The sequence below is a fragment of the Streptomyces sp. NPDC020983 genome, from assembly GCF_044333485.1.
GTDB lineage: Bacteria > Actinomycetota > Actinomycetes > Streptomycetales > Streptomycetaceae > Actinacidiphila.
The window spans coordinates 222,794-238,701 of record NZ_JBIRRA010000012.1 but is presented as its reverse complement, the minus strand read 5'-3'; the positions used below and the strand labels follow the sequence as shown (position 1 = coordinate 238,701).

At 74.0% G+C, this 15,908-nt stretch carries 16 protein-coding genes; 8 read left to right on the top strand and 8 right to left on the bottom strand.

The features are described 5' to 3' along the window. The first annotated feature begins 97 nt into the window (after window positions 1-97). Complete coding sequence (locus ACH4SE_RS26525; RefSeq protein WP_398545973.1) at window positions 98-1,111, top strand: S-adenosylmethionine:tRNA ribosyltransferase-isomerase; 1,014 nt, start codon at window positions 98-100, stop codon at window positions 1,109-1,111. Window positions 1,112-1,378: 267 nt separating this feature from the next. Then, entirely contained in the window at window positions 1,379-2,197 is an 819-nt protein-coding gene (locus ACH4SE_RS26520) for a transglycosylase SLT domain-containing protein (protein ID WP_398545972.1), read from the top strand. An 89-nt stretch (window positions 2,198-2,286) separates the two neighbouring features. Here ACH4SE_RS26520 and ACH4SE_RS26515 read toward each other — a convergent pair whose 3' ends face one another. Then, on the bottom strand, window positions 2,287-4,932 hold the full coding sequence (locus ACH4SE_RS26515) for an FHA domain-containing protein (protein WP_398545971.1): 2,646 nt from the start codon (window positions 4,930-4,932) through the stop codon (window positions 2,287-2,289). Window positions 4,933-5,205: 273 nt separating this feature from the next. On the opposite strand from ACH4SE_RS26515, the gene serB reads away from it, so the two are divergent. The 5 genes from serB (at window position 5,206) to ACH4SE_RS26490 (ending at window position 9,585) form a co-directional block, all read left to right on the top strand. Continuing rightward, window positions 5,206-6,492 (top strand): phosphoserine phosphatase SerB, encoded by a 1,287-nt coding sequence (gene serB / locus ACH4SE_RS26510; RefSeq protein ID WP_398545970.1) that lies wholly within the window; start codon window positions 5,206-5,208, stop codon window positions 6,490-6,492. Between the two features lie 32 nt (window positions 6,493-6,524). Continuing rightward, window positions 6,525-7,307: a hypothetical protein gene (locus tag ACH4SE_RS26505; RefSeq protein ID WP_398545969.1), complete on the top strand. Its 783-nt coding sequence runs from the start codon at window positions 6,525-6,527 to the stop codon at window positions 7,305-7,307. A 99-nt stretch (window positions 7,308-7,406) separates the two neighbouring features. After that, window positions 7,407-7,754, top strand: a complete 348-nt coding sequence (locus tag ACH4SE_RS26500; RefSeq protein ID WP_398545968.1) for a hypothetical protein — start codon at window positions 7,407-7,409, stop codon at window positions 7,752-7,754. Next, the gene (locus tag ACH4SE_RS26495) at window positions 7,751-9,256 is read left to right on the top strand and encodes a C2 family cysteine protease (RefSeq protein WP_398545967.1); all 1,506 of its coding nucleotides are present in this window, start codon (window positions 7,751-7,753) and stop codon (window positions 9,254-9,256) included. Before ACH4SE_RS26500 ends, ACH4SE_RS26495 begins: the two co-directional genes overlap by 4 nt. Continuing rightward, the gene (locus ACH4SE_RS26490; RefSeq protein WP_398545966.1) at window positions 9,253-9,585 is read left to right on the top strand and encodes a hypothetical protein; all 333 of its coding nucleotides are present in this window, start codon (window positions 9,253-9,255) and stop codon (window positions 9,583-9,585) included. Before ACH4SE_RS26495 ends, ACH4SE_RS26490 begins: the two co-directional genes overlap by 4 nt. Before the next feature lie 9 nt (window positions 9,586-9,594). On the opposite strand, the gene ACH4SE_RS26485 is transcribed toward ACH4SE_RS26490, so the two are convergent. The 4 genes from ACH4SE_RS26485 to ACH4SE_RS26470 all read right to left on the bottom strand — a co-directional run bounded on the left by ACH4SE_RS26485 (window position 9,595) and on the right by ACH4SE_RS26470 (window position 12,361). Further along, on the bottom strand, window positions 9,595-10,116 hold the full coding sequence (locus tag ACH4SE_RS26485) for a SixA phosphatase family protein (protein ID WP_398545965.1): 522 nt from the start codon (window positions 10,114-10,116) through the stop codon (window positions 9,595-9,597). 93 nt (window positions 10,117-10,209) lie between these two features. Next, window positions 10,210-10,464 (bottom strand): hypothetical protein, encoded by a 255-nt coding sequence (locus ACH4SE_RS26480; RefSeq protein WP_398545964.1) that lies wholly within the window; start codon window positions 10,462-10,464, stop codon window positions 10,210-10,212. 249 nt (window positions 10,465-10,713) lie between these two features. Then, window positions 10,714-10,836 (bottom strand): SGM_5486 family transporter-associated protein, encoded by a 123-nt coding sequence (locus ACH4SE_RS26475; RefSeq protein ID WP_267965252.1) that lies wholly within the window; start codon window positions 10,834-10,836, stop codon window positions 10,714-10,716. A 43-nt stretch (window positions 10,837-10,879) separates the two neighbouring features. Continuing rightward, a complete protein-coding gene (locus tag ACH4SE_RS26470) occupies window positions 10,880-12,361 on the bottom strand; it encodes a CynX/NimT family MFS transporter (RefSeq protein ID WP_398545963.1) in 1,482 nt (493 codons plus the stop codon). A 23-nt stretch (window positions 12,362-12,384) separates the two neighbouring features. Between ACH4SE_RS26470 and ACH4SE_RS26465 the strand changes: the two genes are divergently transcribed. Further along, the gene (locus tag ACH4SE_RS26465) at window positions 12,385-13,080 is read left to right on the top strand and encodes a FadR/GntR family transcriptional regulator (protein ID WP_398545962.1); all 696 of its coding nucleotides are present in this window, start codon (window positions 12,385-12,387) and stop codon (window positions 13,078-13,080) included. Between the two features lie 47 nt (window positions 13,081-13,127). Here the strand turns inward: ACH4SE_RS26465 and fabI are convergent, their stop codons facing one another. The 3 genes from fabI to ACH4SE_RS26450 all read right to left on the bottom strand — a co-directional run bounded on the left by fabI (window position 13,128) and on the right by ACH4SE_RS26450 (window position 15,901). Beyond that, window positions 13,128-13,898 carry an enoyl-ACP reductase FabI gene (gene fabI / locus ACH4SE_RS26460; protein ID WP_398545961.1) on the bottom strand — a complete coding sequence of 257 codons (771 nt, stop codon included), beginning with the start codon at window positions 13,896-13,898 and terminating at the stop codon, window positions 13,128-13,130. 4 nt (window positions 13,899-13,902) lie between these two features. Continuing rightward, window positions 13,903-14,622: a 3-oxoacyl-[acyl-carrier-protein] reductase gene (gene fabG / locus ACH4SE_RS26455; protein ID WP_398450263.1), complete on the bottom strand. Its 720-nt coding sequence runs from the start codon at window positions 14,620-14,622 to the stop codon at window positions 13,903-13,905. 718 nt (window positions 14,623-15,340) lie between these two features. Next, window positions 15,341-15,901 (bottom strand): DivIVA domain-containing protein, encoded by a 561-nt coding sequence (locus tag ACH4SE_RS26450; RefSeq protein ID WP_398545960.1) that lies wholly within the window; start codon window positions 15,899-15,901, stop codon window positions 15,341-15,343. Window positions 15,902-15,908: the final 7 nt, after the last annotated feature.

The following is a 15,908-nucleotide window of genomic DNA, read 5'->3' as shown; positions in this document are numbered from 1 at the left end:
CAGCGTGAAATCGGTTGGTAAAGAAACGCTGCGCGCATCACGAAAGGGTGGTTTTTCGGACATTTCCACCGCGCCGGAGATTCTGCGGGACTTCCGGGTGCCGCCCGAGTCGCTCGCGACGGCCCCGCCGGCCCGCCGGGACGCCGTGCGGCTGCTGGTCGGGGAGCGCTCCACCGGGACGGTCGGGCACCACTCCTTCCGCGAGCTGCCGGGGCTGCTGCGGGCCGGCGACGTCCTGGTCGTGAACACCTCCCGGACGCTGCCGGCCGCGCTCGACGCCGAGCTGGCGGGCGAGCCGGTGGTGGTGCACTTCTCGACCCGGCGGGACGACGGGCGCTGGGTCGTCGAGGTCCGCACACCCGACGGGCGGGGCTCCACGGTCCGCCGCGCGGGAAGTCCCGCGGGGGCCGCGCTGCGGCTGCGCGGCGGCGGCGAGCTGCTGCTGGACCGCCCGCTCGTGGCGGGCGCCGACCGGCTGTGGGTGGCGTCGCCCTCGATGGCCGACCCGGTGCCGCGCCTGCACCGGTACGGGCGGCCCATCCGCTACGGCTACACCGAGCGCGACCAGCCGCTCTCCGCCCACCAGACGGTCTTCGCCCGCCCCTCGCCGGACGGCCGCGGCTCGGCGGAGATGCCGAGCGCCGCCCGGCCCTTCACCGCGCCGCTGGTCACCGAGCTGGTCAGCCGGGGGGTGCAGATAGCGCCGGTCGTCCTGCACACCGGGGTGGCCTCCGCCGAGGCGCACGAGCCCCCCTACGCCGAGCCCTACGCCGTCCCCGCGGCCACCGCGTGGCAGGTCAACGCGGCGCGGGCGGCCGGCGGGCGGATCGTCGCGGTGGGGACGACGGCCGTGCGCGCGCTGGAGTCGGCGGCGGACGGGCGCGGGGCGGTGCGCGCGGCCGCGGGGTGGACGGAGCTGGTCGTCACCCCGGAGCGCGGGGTGCGCGCGGTGGACGGGCTGCTGACCGGGCTGCACGAGCCGGAGGCCTCGCACCTGCTGATGCTGCGGGCGGTGTCGGGGGACGCGCTGCTGGAGCGGGTCTACGCCGCGGCCCTCCACGAGCGTTACCTGTGGCACGAGTTCGGCGACGTGAACCTGCTGCTGCCGTAAAGAGCACCCCAATAAGGATCACATAAAGCACCCTCGCGGTCACCACCAGCGACCCCGGGGGTGCGGCCGTGTGAGGTGACCTACAGGAGCTGGGTCACATACTAAGGAGGTTAGTGGAATAGCACCCCGGAAACCCCACGGGATTTTCACCCCCGAACCGGCCACCCCGGCCCCCCGGCTACGAATACGAATCGTAGCCACCTTCATTGACCCCCGATTTGCGAGCCCTTAAGAATTCTCGGGTCCGCAACCGGAAGAGGTCATTCCATGCAGCTCCCCACGATCCCGAAGATCGGCCGACTGTCCAAGAAGCACAAGATCACGGCGGCCGGTGCCGCCGCCGCGGCTGCTGTTGTCCTGGCCGTCACCGGTCTCCAGGTGACCGGCGGGACCGCTGAGGCCAAGGGCGAGGCGACCGGCTTCTCCGTCGAGAACGGCCAGCAGGTCAAGGATCTCGACGCGCAGGCGGGGCTCGCCTCGCAGAAGGCGATCCAGGAGGACGCCGCGGCGAAGAAGAAGGCCGCGGACGCGCTCGCCGCCCAGCAGAAGGCCGCCGCCGACGCGGCGGCGAAGAAGAAGGCCGCGGACGCCGAGGCCGCGAAGAAGAAGGCTGCCGCCGACGCCGCCGCCCGCGACAGGGCCAGGGCCGCCGCGAACCGCTCCGAGCACCGTGCCGCGGTGAAGCCCGCGCCGAAGAAGGCCGTCAAGAAGCTGGCGCCGAAGAAGGTCGCCGCCGCGGTCCCGGTCAAGAAGGTCGTCTACCCCGACAACCTCGACGGCTGGATCCGCGAGGCCCGCGCCGTCCTGGCCGCGCACGACATCCCGGTGCCGACCTACAACGGCATATACCGCAACATCATCCGTGAGTCCTCGGGCAACCCGAACGCCATCAACCTGTGGGACTCCAACGCGGCCAAGGGCATTCCCTCCAAGGGCCTGCTCCAGACCATCGACCCGACCTTCAACGCGTACCACGTCTCCGGTACCTCGTGGAACGTCTACGACCCGGTCGCGAACATCGCCGCCGCGTGCAACTACGCCTGGCACGTCTACGGCGGAATGGACAACGTCAACTCCGCCTACTGACCGGCGTTCGCGCACAGCCGGATGCGGCACGAAAGGGCGGTGGGACTCCTGCGAGTCCCACCGCCCTTTCACCTGCCGGGAATTCCCGGTTACTTGCGCATCACCTCGGGCTCGTGGCGGCGCAGCAGCCGGGCGACGGCGAAGCCGCAGACCGCCGCCATCGCGAGCAGCACGACGACGTCCAGGGTCCAGGTGCCCGCGCTGTGCTTCCACAGCGTGTCGACCGTCCTGTGCGTCTGGTCCCACGGCAGCAGCGTGTTGAGGTCCGCGGTGGAGCCCGCGCCGGCCACCGCCCAGCGGGCCGGCATCAGCCAGGCGACCTGCTCCATGCCCGGCTTGCCGTAGATCTGGAACAGCACCCCGGTGAACACGATCTGCACGATCGCGTACATCACCAGCAGCGGCATCGTCTTCTCGGCCGTCTTGACCAGCGCGGAGATGATCAGGCCGACCATCATCGAGGTGAAGCCGAAGGCCATCACGACCAGCGTCATCTCGATCGCCGGGTGGCCGTGCAGGATCACGCCCTCGGCGGGCATCTTGTCGCGCGGGGCGAAGCCGATGCCGCAGATGATCGCGCCCTGCAGCGCGGTGATCAGGCCGAGCACGATGACCTTGGACATCAGGTACGCCGAGCGCGACAGTCCGACCGCGCGTTCGCGCTCGTAGATGACGCGTTCCTTGATCAGCTCGCGGACCGAGTTGGCGGCGCCCGCGAAGCACGCGCCGACGGCGACGATCATCAGGATCGTGCCCGCGTCCCGGTTCTGGCCGTGCACCCGCACGGGGCCGTAGCCCAGACCGGCCTTCGCCGGGATCAGCAGGCTGACGATGCCGAGCACGGTGGGCAGGATGAGCATCAGGCCTATGAAGCCGCGGTCGGAGGCGATGACCGACAGGTAGCGGCGGACCAGGGTGCCCAGTTGCGAGCCCCAGCCCTGCGGCTTGGGCGGCCGGGCGGCCTGGTGCGGTATGTAGTGCGCGGCCTGCGGCGCGGCCGAGTCCAGGTCGGCGGCGTACGTCTGGTAATGCTGCGAGCCGCGCCAGCGGCCCATCCAGTCGTAGTCGCGGTAGGTCTCGAACGCGGAGAAGACGTCGGCCCAGTTGTCGTAGCCGAAGAAGTTGAGCGCCTCGTCCGGCGGGCCGAAGTAGGCCACCGCGCCGCCGGGCGCCATGACCAGCAGCTTGTCGCACAGCGCCAGCTCGGCCACCGAGTGGGTGACCACCAGGACCGTGCGCCCGTCGTCGGCCAGGCCCCGCAGCAGCTTCATGACGTCCCGGTCCATGCCCGGGTCGAGGCCCGACGTGGGCTCGTCCAGGAAGATCAGCGACGGCTTGGTGAGCAGCTCCAGCGCGACCGACACGCGCTTGCGCTGACCGCCGGACAGCGCCGTGATGCGCTTGTCGGCGTGGATGTCGAGCTTGAGCTCGCGCAGTACCTCGTCGATGCGCGCCTCGCGCTCGGCCGCCGCGGTGTCGCCGGGGAAGCGGAGCTTGGCGGCGTACCGCAGGGCGGTCTTGACCTGGAGTTCCTTGTGCAGGATGTCGTCCTGCGGGACCAGGCCGATGCGCTGCCGCAGCTCGGCGAACTGCTTGTACAGGTTGCGGTTGTCGTACAGCACCTCGCCCTGGTCCGCGGGGCGGTAGCCGGTCAGGGCGCGCAGCAGCGTCGACTTCCCGGAGCCGGACGGGCCGATCACGCCGATCAGCGACTTCTCCGGCACCCCGAAGGAGACGTCCCTCAGGATCGTCTTGGTCGTGTTGCCGTGCGGCACGGTCACCGACAGGCGGCGCGCGGAGAAGGACACCGCGCCGGTGTCGACGAACTCCTCCAGCCGGTCTCCGACCAGCCGGAAGGTGGAGTGGCCGACGCCGACGATGTCGTTCGGGCCGAGCAGGTGCCGCTGGATCGGCTGGCCGTTGACATAGGTGCCGTTGTGGCTGCCGAGGTCGACGATCTCGTAGCGGCCGTCCGGGTGCGCGCGGAACTCCGCGTGGTACCGGGAGACCTGGAGGTCGGAGACGACCAGCTCGTTCTCCAGCGCGCGGCCGATGCGCATGACCCGGCCGAGGGCCAGCTGGTGGAAGGTCGTCGGGCTGCGGTCGCTGTAGCCCGGACGGCCCGCCTGCGGCTGCGGCGCCCCCTGCGGGGCCGGCGGCTGCTGCGGCCACCCGCCGCCGGACTGCGGCGGCACACCGGGCTGCGGGTACGGAGCGGCGGCCTGCTGCGGCGGGGCCGCTGCCTGCTGGGCCTGCTGGTACTGCGGGTAGCCCGGCGCGGCCTGCTGCTGCGGCGGCGGCGCGTACTGCGGCGGCGCGGCCTGCTGGAAGGCCTGCGGCTGCGGCTGGTGGAAGCCGTGCGGCTGCGGCGCCTGGTAGGCGGGCGGCTGCTGGGCGGCGTGCCCGGCGGGCGCCGCCTGCTGCGGGGCCGGCGCGGCGGAGAAGCTCAGCCGCGGGCCCTCGGTCGCGTTGCCCAGGTTGATCGTGGTGCCCGGACCGAGATCCACGGTCTGGATCCGCTGGCCGTGCACGAAGGTGCCGTTGGTGCTCCCCTGGTCCTCGATCACCCAGCCGCGCTCCGCGCGCCGGATCGTGGCGTGCCGCCACGAGACCCGCGGGTCGTCACAGACGAGATCGCTCTGCGGGTCACGCCCGAGGCTGTAGGACCGGGAGGCATCGAGCGCCCAGGTCCTGCCGTTCAATTCCAGTACGAGTTCTGGCACCCCAAACCCCATTGTTCGTCCCCCGTGTTGTCCCCCGTGCAGAGGAGTCTAGAGATCGCGGACATCGGGAGGAACTATCGCAGGCCCCGGTCTCGTAACAGAAAGCGCCCTCCCGGATCCGTTCCTGCAACCGAATCCGGACGGCACGGCGCGGCGCGCCCCGGCGTTCGGCGCGGAGCGCGGTGGGGCGGGTTCCGTTGCGTTCCCCCGGCGGCCCCCGCACAGTGTCCGGCACGCGGGACGGATGCTGATAGGTGCGCGCGGTGCGGATACGGTGTGAAGACCATGGATGATGCCTCCGACGCCTCCGACGCCTCGCAGACCGCTTCCGCCGCAGCGGTGACGCCCGCCGCCCCCGTGCCGGCGGACGACGTGCCGACGCTGCTGGTCAAGATCTTCGGCAAGGACCGACCCGGCACCACCGCGGGCCTCTTCGACACGCTCGCCGCCTACGGCGTGGACGTCGTCGACATCGAGCAGCTCGTGACCCGCGGCCGCATGATGCTGTGCGCGCTGGTGACCACCCCCGCGCCCGGCACGGGCAGCGAGGGCGACCTGCGGGCCACCGTGCACAGCTGGGCGGAGAGCCTCGGCATGCAGGCCGAGATCATCTCCGGTATCGGCGACAACCGGCCGCGGCGCGAGGGGCGTTCGCACGTCACGGTGCTGGGACGGCCGCTCACCGCGGAAACCACGGCGGCCATAACGGCCGTGATCACCGGCGCCGGCGGGAACATCGACCGCATCTTCCGGCTCGGGAAATACCCGGTGACCGCCGTCGAATTCGCCGTGTCCGGCGCCGAGCCGGTCGCGCTGCGCTCGGCGCTCGCGGTGGCCGGCGCCGCCCGCGGGGTGGACGTCGCCGTGGTGCCGGCCGGGCTGCACCGCAGGGCGCAGCGGCTGGTGGTCATGGACGTCGACTCCACCGTGATCCAGGACGAGGTCATCGAGCTGTTCGCCGCGCACGCCGGGTGCGAGGCGCAGGTGGCGGAGGTCACGGCCGCCGCGATGCGCGGTGAGCTGGACTTCGAGCAGTCGCTGCACGCCCGGGTCGCGCTGCTGGCGGGGCTCGACGTGTCGGTGGTGGACAAGGTGCGGTCCGAGGTGCGGCTGACGCCGGGCGCGCGGACACTCATCCGTACCCTCAAGCGGCTCGGCTACCAGGTCGGGGTGGTCTCCGGCGGCTTCACCCAGGTCACCGACGACCTGCGGGAGCGGCTCGGGCTGGACTTCGCCGCCGCGAACACCCTGGAGGTGGTCGACGGCCGGCTCACCGGGCGGGTGACCGGGCCCATCGTCGACCGCGCGGGCAAGGCCCGGCTGCTGCGCAGCTTCGCCGAGCAGGCCGGGGTGCCGCTGAGCCAGACGGTCGCGATCGGCGACGGCGCCAACGACCTGGACATGCTCAACGCGGCGGGCCTCGGGGTGGCCTTCAACGCCAAGCCGGTCGTCCGCGAGGCCGCCGACACGTCGGTCAACGTGCCCTTCCTGGACACGGTGCTCTTCCTGCTGGGCATCACGCGCGAGGAGATCGAGGCCGCGGACGCGCTGGACGGCCTGCCCACCGACTGACCCGCTACGCTCTCGCCCCGAGGGGGTGGGCCATGCGGCACCGGACGGTCCTCGGCGGTTTCACGGCGGTGGCGCTGGCCGCCGCGCTGTGCGCCTGCGGCGGTGGCGGGGGCGGCAAGAAGAAGGCGGTGCCGCCGCCGTCCCGAGACCGGGGCCCGGTGTGCTCCGGCACCGCCCCGGCGGACGGCGTGCACGTGCTGCGCGGCGGCTCGGTGCCGCTGCCCGGGGGCGGCGGGCGCTCCGTGGAGTATTCCGCGGCCTCCGGTGACGGCGGCACCCGCACCGCCACCCTCCTCGTCGCGCGGTCCCCGGCGGGCCCCGCGGAGCAGACCGAGACGGTGCGGCCCGGTGCGGAGGTGGCCCTGCGGGGACACGCGTACACCGTCGCGCAGATCTGCACCTACCGCGTCGTCCTCGCTCCGCGCGCGGCCGCGGACCGGGCGGCGGCCGCGGCGAAGCCGCCCGTCCTGACGTCGGTGGCGGCGCGCGGGGACCGGGCGGCGCTGCGCTCGCTGTGCTTCTCCACCGACCCCGCCGCCCGCGCCGCGCGCACCGCGGACCTCCCGGCGCCCGGCCGCTCGCTCGTGCTCGGGGTGCACCGGCCGCACGACACCGCGGCCGGCCTGATGGCGGTCGTGAGCTACGCCGACCGGGCGTCCGGATCCGCGGGTCTGGAGGTCTACTGCGCCGGTACGACCGTGGCGAAGTACCCGGCCCTGCGTGCGGGCGACACCGTGGAGATCGGCGGGGTGCTCCTCACCGTCGCGCCCGTCACCTCCGGCACCGCCGTCACGCTCACCGCGCGGGAGGGATGAGCGGCGGCCGCTGGCAGGAACCGGAGGGCTCCCGCTAGGCTCCCCGGCGGGCCGCGGTCACCTGACGGCCCGCCGACAGCACCGCGGGGGAGGCCGGCCATGGGCTACGGGGACGACGATCCGGTCGTGCTGCGGCAGCGGGCGACCGCGCTGCGCGAGCACGCCCGGCAGGCGCGCGCGCTGGCGAAGTCGCTGGGCGGCTGTCTGGACGGCGCGGTCTCCAAGGCCCAGCCGCGGCCCGGGAACGCCCTGACCGGCGGCGCCATGTGGACGGGCCCCTACGCCGACCGCTGCACGACGACGCTGGCGCAGCGGCAGAGCGCGCTGCGTTCCATGGCCACCTCGCTGACGGCGGACGCCGCCCGCTGGGAGTCGGCGGCGGCCGACCTGGAGGACCGGGCGAAGAGCGGGTCCACGACCGGGGCGCCGGCGAACGGAGCCCGATGACGGACTTCCACGGCTTCGACCCTGACGCCCTCACCGCCTTCGCGGGCACCCTCGACGCGCTGGCCGGGCACGCCGCCGGGCTGCACCAGCAGCTCACCACCCTGCTCAACGGCGCCCAGCAGAACCTGCCGCCGGGCCAGAAGGCCTCCCACGACCCCGCCCTGCAGCAGCTCGTCACCGCCGTCCCGGGAATCGTGTGGCCCCCGCTGCCGAACCAGGCACCGGCGCCCTCCGGCCCGAACGCCCCGCTGCCCGCCCGGCTCACCTCCGAACTCGGCACCATGCAGGGCGAGATCAAGCGCCGGATCGCGCAGCTCAAGGGCGTCCGGCTCTTCGAGGCGGCCGGCTACCCGGTGGACGACGCGTCGGTCTTCCTGGACGAGAAGGCACCCGACGGCACGAAGGTCGACGCGGCGCTGAAAGCCCTCCAGGCCCTCCAGCACACCGACTTCGGGGTCAACGGCGACACCGACGACCTCGACCGGCTCGCCGCCACCCTCACCGGGCTCACCTCGGCGGAGCTGGACGCCGTGATCACCCGGGCGTCGCCCGCCGACCTCGCGCACTACAACGAGCTGATGAACGACCACGGCGACTCCGGCTGGAACCCCTTCGACTCCAACGGAGTACCGGCCGACCGGCGCGACGCCACCCTGGACACGCTGCTGTCCCGGCTCGGCCCGGAGAACTTCGACAAGTTCCTCACCGCCTTCCCCTGCGTGCAGCCGGACTTCACCGGCACCGGCGCGTACAAGGACGGCGAGAACCCGCAGAACGGCGTGAACGCCTCCGGGCTGCACTGGGGCGTGCCCACCGACCCGCTCATCGCCGACGGCGTGTCCGTCGACGACATCCACCAGCGGGGCCTGGGCGACTGCTGGTACTTCTCCTCGCTGTGCTCGGTCGCGCAGCGCGACCCGCAGTTCATCCGGGACGGCATCGAGCAGAACGCCAACGGCACGGTGAGCGTGCGGGTCTGGGACCGGGAGGGTAACTTCCGCTGGGTGACGATGACGCCGGACCTGCTGGTCGACGGGGACGGCTACCCGGTGTCCGCGACCGGCAACGGCGACACCTGGCCGGGCTACTACGAGAAGGCGTTCGCGATCGCCTTCGGCGGGGACAAGGGCTACGGCGGCATCGAGAACAACAACCCCGGCAGGTCCGTGCCCTACATCACCGGGCACTCCGGCGGCGACATCAAGGCCGGCGGCTTCCTGGGCATCGGCAGGCACGAGGACAAGAGCATCCCCGACCTGAAGAAGATCTTCGACTCGGGCAGGGCGATCACGGTCCTCACCCCGGACGGCGACGAGGACAACCCTCCCGCGGACCTGCCGGACGGCTACCACACGGACCACGCCTACTACGTGCGCCGCTTCACCGGCGACGGGAAGATCGTGCTGGGCAACCCCTGGGGCAGCCCGTCACCGGAGGTCGTCGTCTCGCAGGAGCAGTTCGACAAATACTTCGTCGATCCGCAGGAGTTCGAGATCCCGTGAGCGATCAGCCGCGCCGCGAGCCCTCCACGCCGCCCGAGGGCACGTATCCGCCGGATCACTGGTCGGTGCGCTGGCACGTGCCGTACTTCGTGCGGCACCGGGGCCGGATCCACCTCGTCGTGGCCCGTACGTCCGCCGGCGCCGCCGCACCGGCCGGGGGTCTGCGGGTCTACCGCGAGGGCGAGACCGTGTCGGACCACCCGGGCCTGGTGGCGGGCAGCACCGTGGACCTGCTGGGCAAGCGCTGGCGCGTCTCACACGTCGAGCACCGGGTCCACATCGTGCTGGAGCGCATGGGCACGGAGGGTGAGGCGAAGCCCAGGCCGTAGCCGTGCCGTCTAGGCCTCGTGCGGCGCCCAGAAGGCGGCGAGCCGGGCGACACCGTGCTCGACGTCCTTCCACTGCCCGGTGAAGGTGAGGACGGCGAAGGCGGCGGTGGGGAAGCCCGCCTGCTTGACACGGGCCAGGGCCGCGCTGTCGGCACTGCCGGTGAGGGCCTCGGTCAGCGTGTGCATACCGGGGTTGTGGGCGACCACCAGCAGGGAGCCGATGTCGTCGGGCGTCCCGTTCAGCAGCGCGATCAGATCGCCGAGGCTCGCCTCGTACAGCCGCTCCTCGTAGACCGTGCGGGGGCGGTGCGGCATTTCGTGGGCGGCGAGCTTCCACGTCTCACGGGTGCGGGCCGCGGTGGAGCACAGGACGAGGTCGGGGGTGATGCCGTCGTCGGCGAGGCGGCGGCCGGCGGCGGGGGCGTCCAGGCGGCCGCGCTCGGCCAGCGGCCGCTGGTGGTCGGGGACGTCCGGCCAGTCGGCCTTCGCGTGCCGCAGCAGGACCAGGGTGCGGGGTGAATCGACGGTCATGCCCCTCAGCTTTCCAGAAAACCCGCAGTCAGGCGCGGGATGGGCGTGATCGGCGGCGGCGCCGCGCCGCAGGTGCGCAGCGGTGCCGGGCCGTCACGCCAGGTGGCCGAGGAGCCCGGACACGGCGCTCGCGGCATGCCCGAACACGTCACCGGCCGGGGCTGCCGCGGCGGTGTCGGCGCGTGCGCCGGTGAGCAGCAGGAGCAGCGCGGCGAAGGCGATCGCCGGAAGCGCGACCGCCCACCACGGCAGCCGGGTCTGCACCGCGCCGGGCGTGCGGCGGCCGGCGGCGGTGCGGGGCGCGGCCGGGGTGTGCCGTGCGTAGAGGTGCGGGGACTGGGTGGTCACGGTGACCGCCTCCGTGGGTGCCGTCGGGCTGCCGGGACGTGCCGGCCGGCGCGGGCCGGCCTGACAACCACGACGCTACGGTCACGCGCCCCCGGTCCCCATCCGGCCGTCCACCCATGTGCCCCTGAGCCTGGCCCCCCATGGATGGTGGGGTTGTCCCCACCCCGGACTCAGGGTCGCCTCAGGGTTGCTGACGGGCGGTCGGCCGCCGGCCCCCGCCGAGGGCACCGCGCGCCACCGGGGGAAGGGTCATCCCATCCGTGCGGCGATGATCGCGACGACGGCGACGAGCGCGGGCACCCCCATCATGAGTCCGAACAGGATCAGCAGCCGGCGCTGCGGCTGCGGGGGATTCGGTTCGAGTACGGGCATGCGACCAGTCTGGCACCGGAGACCCCGCGGGCCGGAAGCGGGGTCACAGTTCGTCCTCGATGTGCCGGTTCCGCCCGGCCAGCACCCCGCAGACGGCCTGCGGTACCGCGAGGGCCAGCATCAGCGCGAGCGGCAGCCCCCAGCCGCCGGAGGCCTGGTTGAGCGCGCCCACCAGGATCGGGCCGGGGATCGACAGCAGGTAGCCCGTGCTCTGCGCGAAGGCCGACAGCCGTACGACACCCGCGCCGGTCCGGGCGCGCATGCCGATCATGGTCAGCACGAGCGGGAAGGCGCAGTTCGCGACGCCCAGCAGCAGCGCCCACGCCCAGGGCGCCGCGGCGGGCGCGGCCCACAGGCCCGCGTAGCCGGCGATCTGGAAGGCGGCGAGGACGAGCACGATCGGCCCCTGCGAGCGCATCCGGGCGGCGAGCGGCGGCAGCACGAACGACAGCGGCACGCCCAGCACCATGGTGAGCGCCAGCAGCAGTCCCGCCTGGTCGGCGGAGATGCCGGAGTCCCGGAAGATCTGCGGCATCCAGCCCATCGTGACGTACGCGGAGGTGCCCTGGAGGCCGAAGAACGCCGCCATCGTCCACGCGGTGCGGCTGCGGGTGATCCGGCCCGGCTCCTCCGCGGCGGGCCGCCCGGCGGCGGGGGCCGGCGCGGCCGGCTGCGGGGCGGCGGCACGGTCGCGCGCCAGCGGGAGCCACACCACGACGGCGACCGCGGCGAGTGCGGCCCACACCCCCAGGCCCAGCCGCCAGCCGTGGCCCATGGCGCCGGTGAGCGGCACGGACAGGGCGGCGGCCAGCGCGGTGCCCAGCGACAGGCCCATCGAGTACAGGCCCGTGACCGGGCCGACCCGGTCGGGGAAGTAGCGCTTGACGATGACGGGCATCAGGACGTTGGCGACCGCGATACCGGCGAGGGCGAGGGCGCTCGCGGCGAGGAAGGCGGCGGTGCCGCCCGCGAACGGGCGCAGGGCCAGACCCGCGGTGACGGCGGCCATGCCGGCGAGGACGACGGCGCCGGGCCCGCGCCGGCGGGCCAGCCGGGGGGCGGCGAAGCCGAAGAGCGCGAAGCAGGCGGCGGGCACGGAGGTGAGCAGGCCCGCCATGGCGCCGCTCATGCCGAGGCCGGAGCGCACCTCCTTCATGAGCGGCCCAAGGCCGGTGACGGCGGGCCGCAGGTTGACCGCGGCGAGCAGCAGCCCGGCGACGGCGAGCCGCCGTGTCCACGCTGCGGACGCCCCATGGGGCGCGGTGCCGCCCGGGCCCCCCGTGGTCCCGGTCCCGGGTGCCCCCGCCGGGGACGTCCGGGTCCCGCGCGCCGCGGAGGGCGCCGCGGTGGCCCCCCGGCGGGCACCGCCAAGGGGCGCATCCGCACCGGATCCGGCCGCCGGGCGGGCGCGGCCGCGGTGGGCCCCGGACACGGAGGCCACCGGGCGGGCCGTGCCGGGCACGTGCCCGGGGTCCCGGCCGGGGTCGTCGGAGGCGGGCAGCGGGCGGGGTTCGTCGTCACGCATGGGTTTCATCATAGAATGATGGGATGAATCTCGGACCCGTGCCCCGTCCCGCCGCGCTCGCCGACCAGGTCATCGCCCGGCTGCGTGCCGAGATCACCTCGGGTGCGTGGCCGGTGGGAAGCCGTATCCCCACCGAGCCCGAGCTGGTCGAACGGCTCGGGGTCGCGCGCAACACCGTCCGGGAGGCGGTGCGGGCGCTGGCGCACAACGGCCTGCTCGACATCCGGCAGGGCTCCGGCACCTACGTGGTGGCGACCAGCGAGCTGGCCGGGGTGATGCAGCGGCGCTTCGCGGACGCCGAACCGCTGCACATCGCCGAGCTGCGCCGGGCACTGGAGGCCTCGGCGGCGGCGCTGGCCGCCGAGCGGCGCGACGACGCGGACCTGCGACAGCTCGACACGCTGCTGGAGCGGCGCGAGCGGGCCTGGGACTCGGGCGACAAGGAGGCCTTCGTGGCGGCGGACGCGACACTGCACCTGGCGGTCGTCGCCAGCTCCCACAACGAGGTGCTGACCGCCCTCTACGCCGACCTCGGCGAGGTGCTCCGCGACTTCCTGCGTGCGGACGTCGGCCCGCGGCTGCGCCCGGAGGACCATCTCGACCACGCCCGGCTGGTCGCCGCGATCCGCGCCGGCGACAGCGAACGGGCCGCGGCCGAGGCCCGCGCCCACGCCTTCCACTGCCGCTTCCGCACGACACCGGGCGCCGCGGCCGGCTGAGCAGCGGGGCGGGGGCGTCCTCCCACGGGACGCCCCCGCGGCGGGCGCTACGCGCCGATGGCGTGCAGGCCGCCGTCGACGTGGACGATCTCGCCCGTCGTCTTCGGGAACCAGTCGGACAGCAGCGCGACCACGCCGCGCCCGGCGGGCTCGGGGTCGGACATGTCCCAGGCCAGCGGCGAGCGGTGGTCCCAGACCCCGGCCAGTTCGGCGAAGCCCGGGATGGACTTCGCGGCCATGGAGCCGATCGGGCCGGCCGAGACCAGGTTGCAGCGGATGTTGCGCTTGCCCAGGTCGCGGGCCAGGTAGCGGGAGGTGGCCTCCAGCGCGGCCTTGGCCGGGCCCATCCAGTCGTACTGCGGCCACGCGAACTTCGCGTCGAAAGTGAGGCCGACGACCGAGCCGCCCTCCTCCGGCATCAGCGGCAGGCAGGCCATGGTGAGCGACTTCAGCGAGAACGCCGAGACGTGCATGGCGGTCGCGACCGACTCGAAGGGGGTGTTGAGGAAGTTGCCGCCCAGCGCGTCCTGCGGGGCGAAGCCGATCGAGTGGACGACGCCGTCGAGGCCGCCCAGCTCCCCGCGGACCACGTCCTCCAGGCCGGCCAGGTGCTCGGCGTTCGTCACGTCCAGCTCGACGACCCTGGCCGGGCGCGGCAGCTTGCGGGCGATGCGCTCGGTGAGGGTGGGCCGGGGGAAGGCGGTCAGGATGAGCTCGGCGCCCTGCTCCTGGGCCAGCTTGGCGGCGTGGAAGGCGATGGAGGACTCCATCAGCACACCCGTGACGAGGATGCGCTTGCCGTCGAGGATTCCGCTCATGTGCTCAGTGACCCATGCCCAATCCGCCGTCAACGGGGATGACGGCTCCAGTGATGTACGCGGCGTCGTCCGACGCCAGGAAACGCACCGCGGCGGCGATCTCCTCCGGCTGCGCGTAGCGGGCCAGCGGCACCTGGGCCATGATGTCCGCGCGCTGCTCGTCGGTGAGCGCCCGGGTCATGTCGGTGTCGACGAAGCCGGGTGCGACGACGTTGAAGGTGATGTTGCGCGAGCCCAGCTCGCGCGCCAGCGAGCGGGCGAAGCCCACCAGGCCGGCCTTGGAGGCCGCGTAGTTCGCCTGGCCGGCCTGCCCGAGCAGGCCCACGACCGAGGAGATCAGCACGACCCGGCCCTTGCGGGCCCGCAGCATGCCGCGGTTGGCGCGCTTGACCACCCGGAAGGTGCCGGTGAGGTTGGTGTCCAGGACGGCGGTGAAGTCGTCCTCGGACATGCGCATGAGCAGCTGGTCGCGGGTGATGCCGGCGTTGGCCACCAGCACCTCGACGTTGCCGTGCGCGGCCTCGACCTCCTTGTAGGCCTGGTCGACCTGCTCGGCGTCGGTGATGTCGCAGCGCACCGCGAGCACGCCGAGGGCGACCAGGTCGGCCGGCGGTTCGCCGGAGCGGTACGTGATGGCGACCTTGTCGCCCGCGTCGGCGAAAGCCCGGGCGATGGCGAGGCCGATGCCCCGGTTTCCTCCGGTGACGAGAACCGAGCGGCTCAACGGATCACTCCTCAGGGTCGAGAATCTCCCTGAGAAGCTATCGGTCGCGGAGCCGATCCGGGGAATCGGCCCCTGACAGGCTGCCCCGGCCCACCCTGTGGGGTTCCTACAGGGCCGGCCGCCCGCCGTCCCTCCCGGGTACGGGCGGCGGCCCGGCGGCGGCTGCGGACGAGCGGGCCGGGCGCGGCCGCCGCGGGGACGGCGCCGGCCGGCGGTTCCGCCGCCGGTGTGCCGGTGCTCGGGGCGGCGTCGCTGGTCGCGGGGGTTTCGCGGCGGCGGTCACGGGCGCGCCGGCACCGTGGACGCGGCGGAGGGCGGGGGACCTCGCGGCGCCCGCGGAGGTCCGCGCGCCGGCCGGCGGACGGGCGGCGCCGGCGGTGGCCGCCCCCGCCGCGGCGGGGGTCTGTCCGAAGACGACATCGGCGCGGCCGTGGAAGGCCCCGGGGCCGTCGCTGCGCCGCCGCACCCGGCGGGCCGGCTGCCGTCCGGTGCGGGGCGGGAGGCCGGCGGCGGAGGCGGGGCGGCCGGACGCGGCGGCCCCGGTGCCGCGGGCTGCGGCGGCGTCGCCGGGGGCGCGGGTGGCCCCGCGGCCGGGCCACGTCAGCGGCCGGGGCCGGTCCGGACCGCGCCGGGGTCCGCGCGCGTCACGGCAGTCGGGCCGCGCGCGCCGGAGGGGCCGACGGCGCGTGACGCGCCCCGCCGGCCCGGGGGGTCCGGTTCAGATGACCGGCCGGCCGCCGCTCGTGGCAGGGGCGGCGGCGGACGGGGCGGGCGGGGTGTGCTTGGTGGAGTACTGGTCCACCGTGACGGTGAGGGACTGGGCGATCTGCCGCAGGTAGGTGAGCAGCCGCTCGGTCTCCTCCTGGGTGCTCTCCCCGCCCTCGTGCTCGCGCAGCTGCTGGAGGACCGCCTCGGCCTGCGCGCGGGCCGCCCGCAGCATGGTGCGGGCCTGCTCGCGGGCGGCGACGACGGTCTGCTCGGCGGACTGCTGGGCGCGGGCCTGCTGGAGGACCGCGTCCACGGTGGGCACCCCGGTGGGACTGCTGCCGTCGCCGATGTTGTTGGCGCGGATCCAGTCCCGGTGCCGCTGCATGTCCGTCCGCAGCCGGTCGTTCTCCTCCATGACCGTGGTGAGCGTCGCCGCGGCCCGGCGCAGGGCGTCGTGCACCGCGTCCTCGCTGTAGCCGCGACGGGTCAGGGGGGCGCGGGGGAAGGTCATCGACCGCAGCGCCTCGGGCGTCACCGGGCGGTCCGCCGGGCGTGCTCCTGTCTCGTTCACGTGTCTC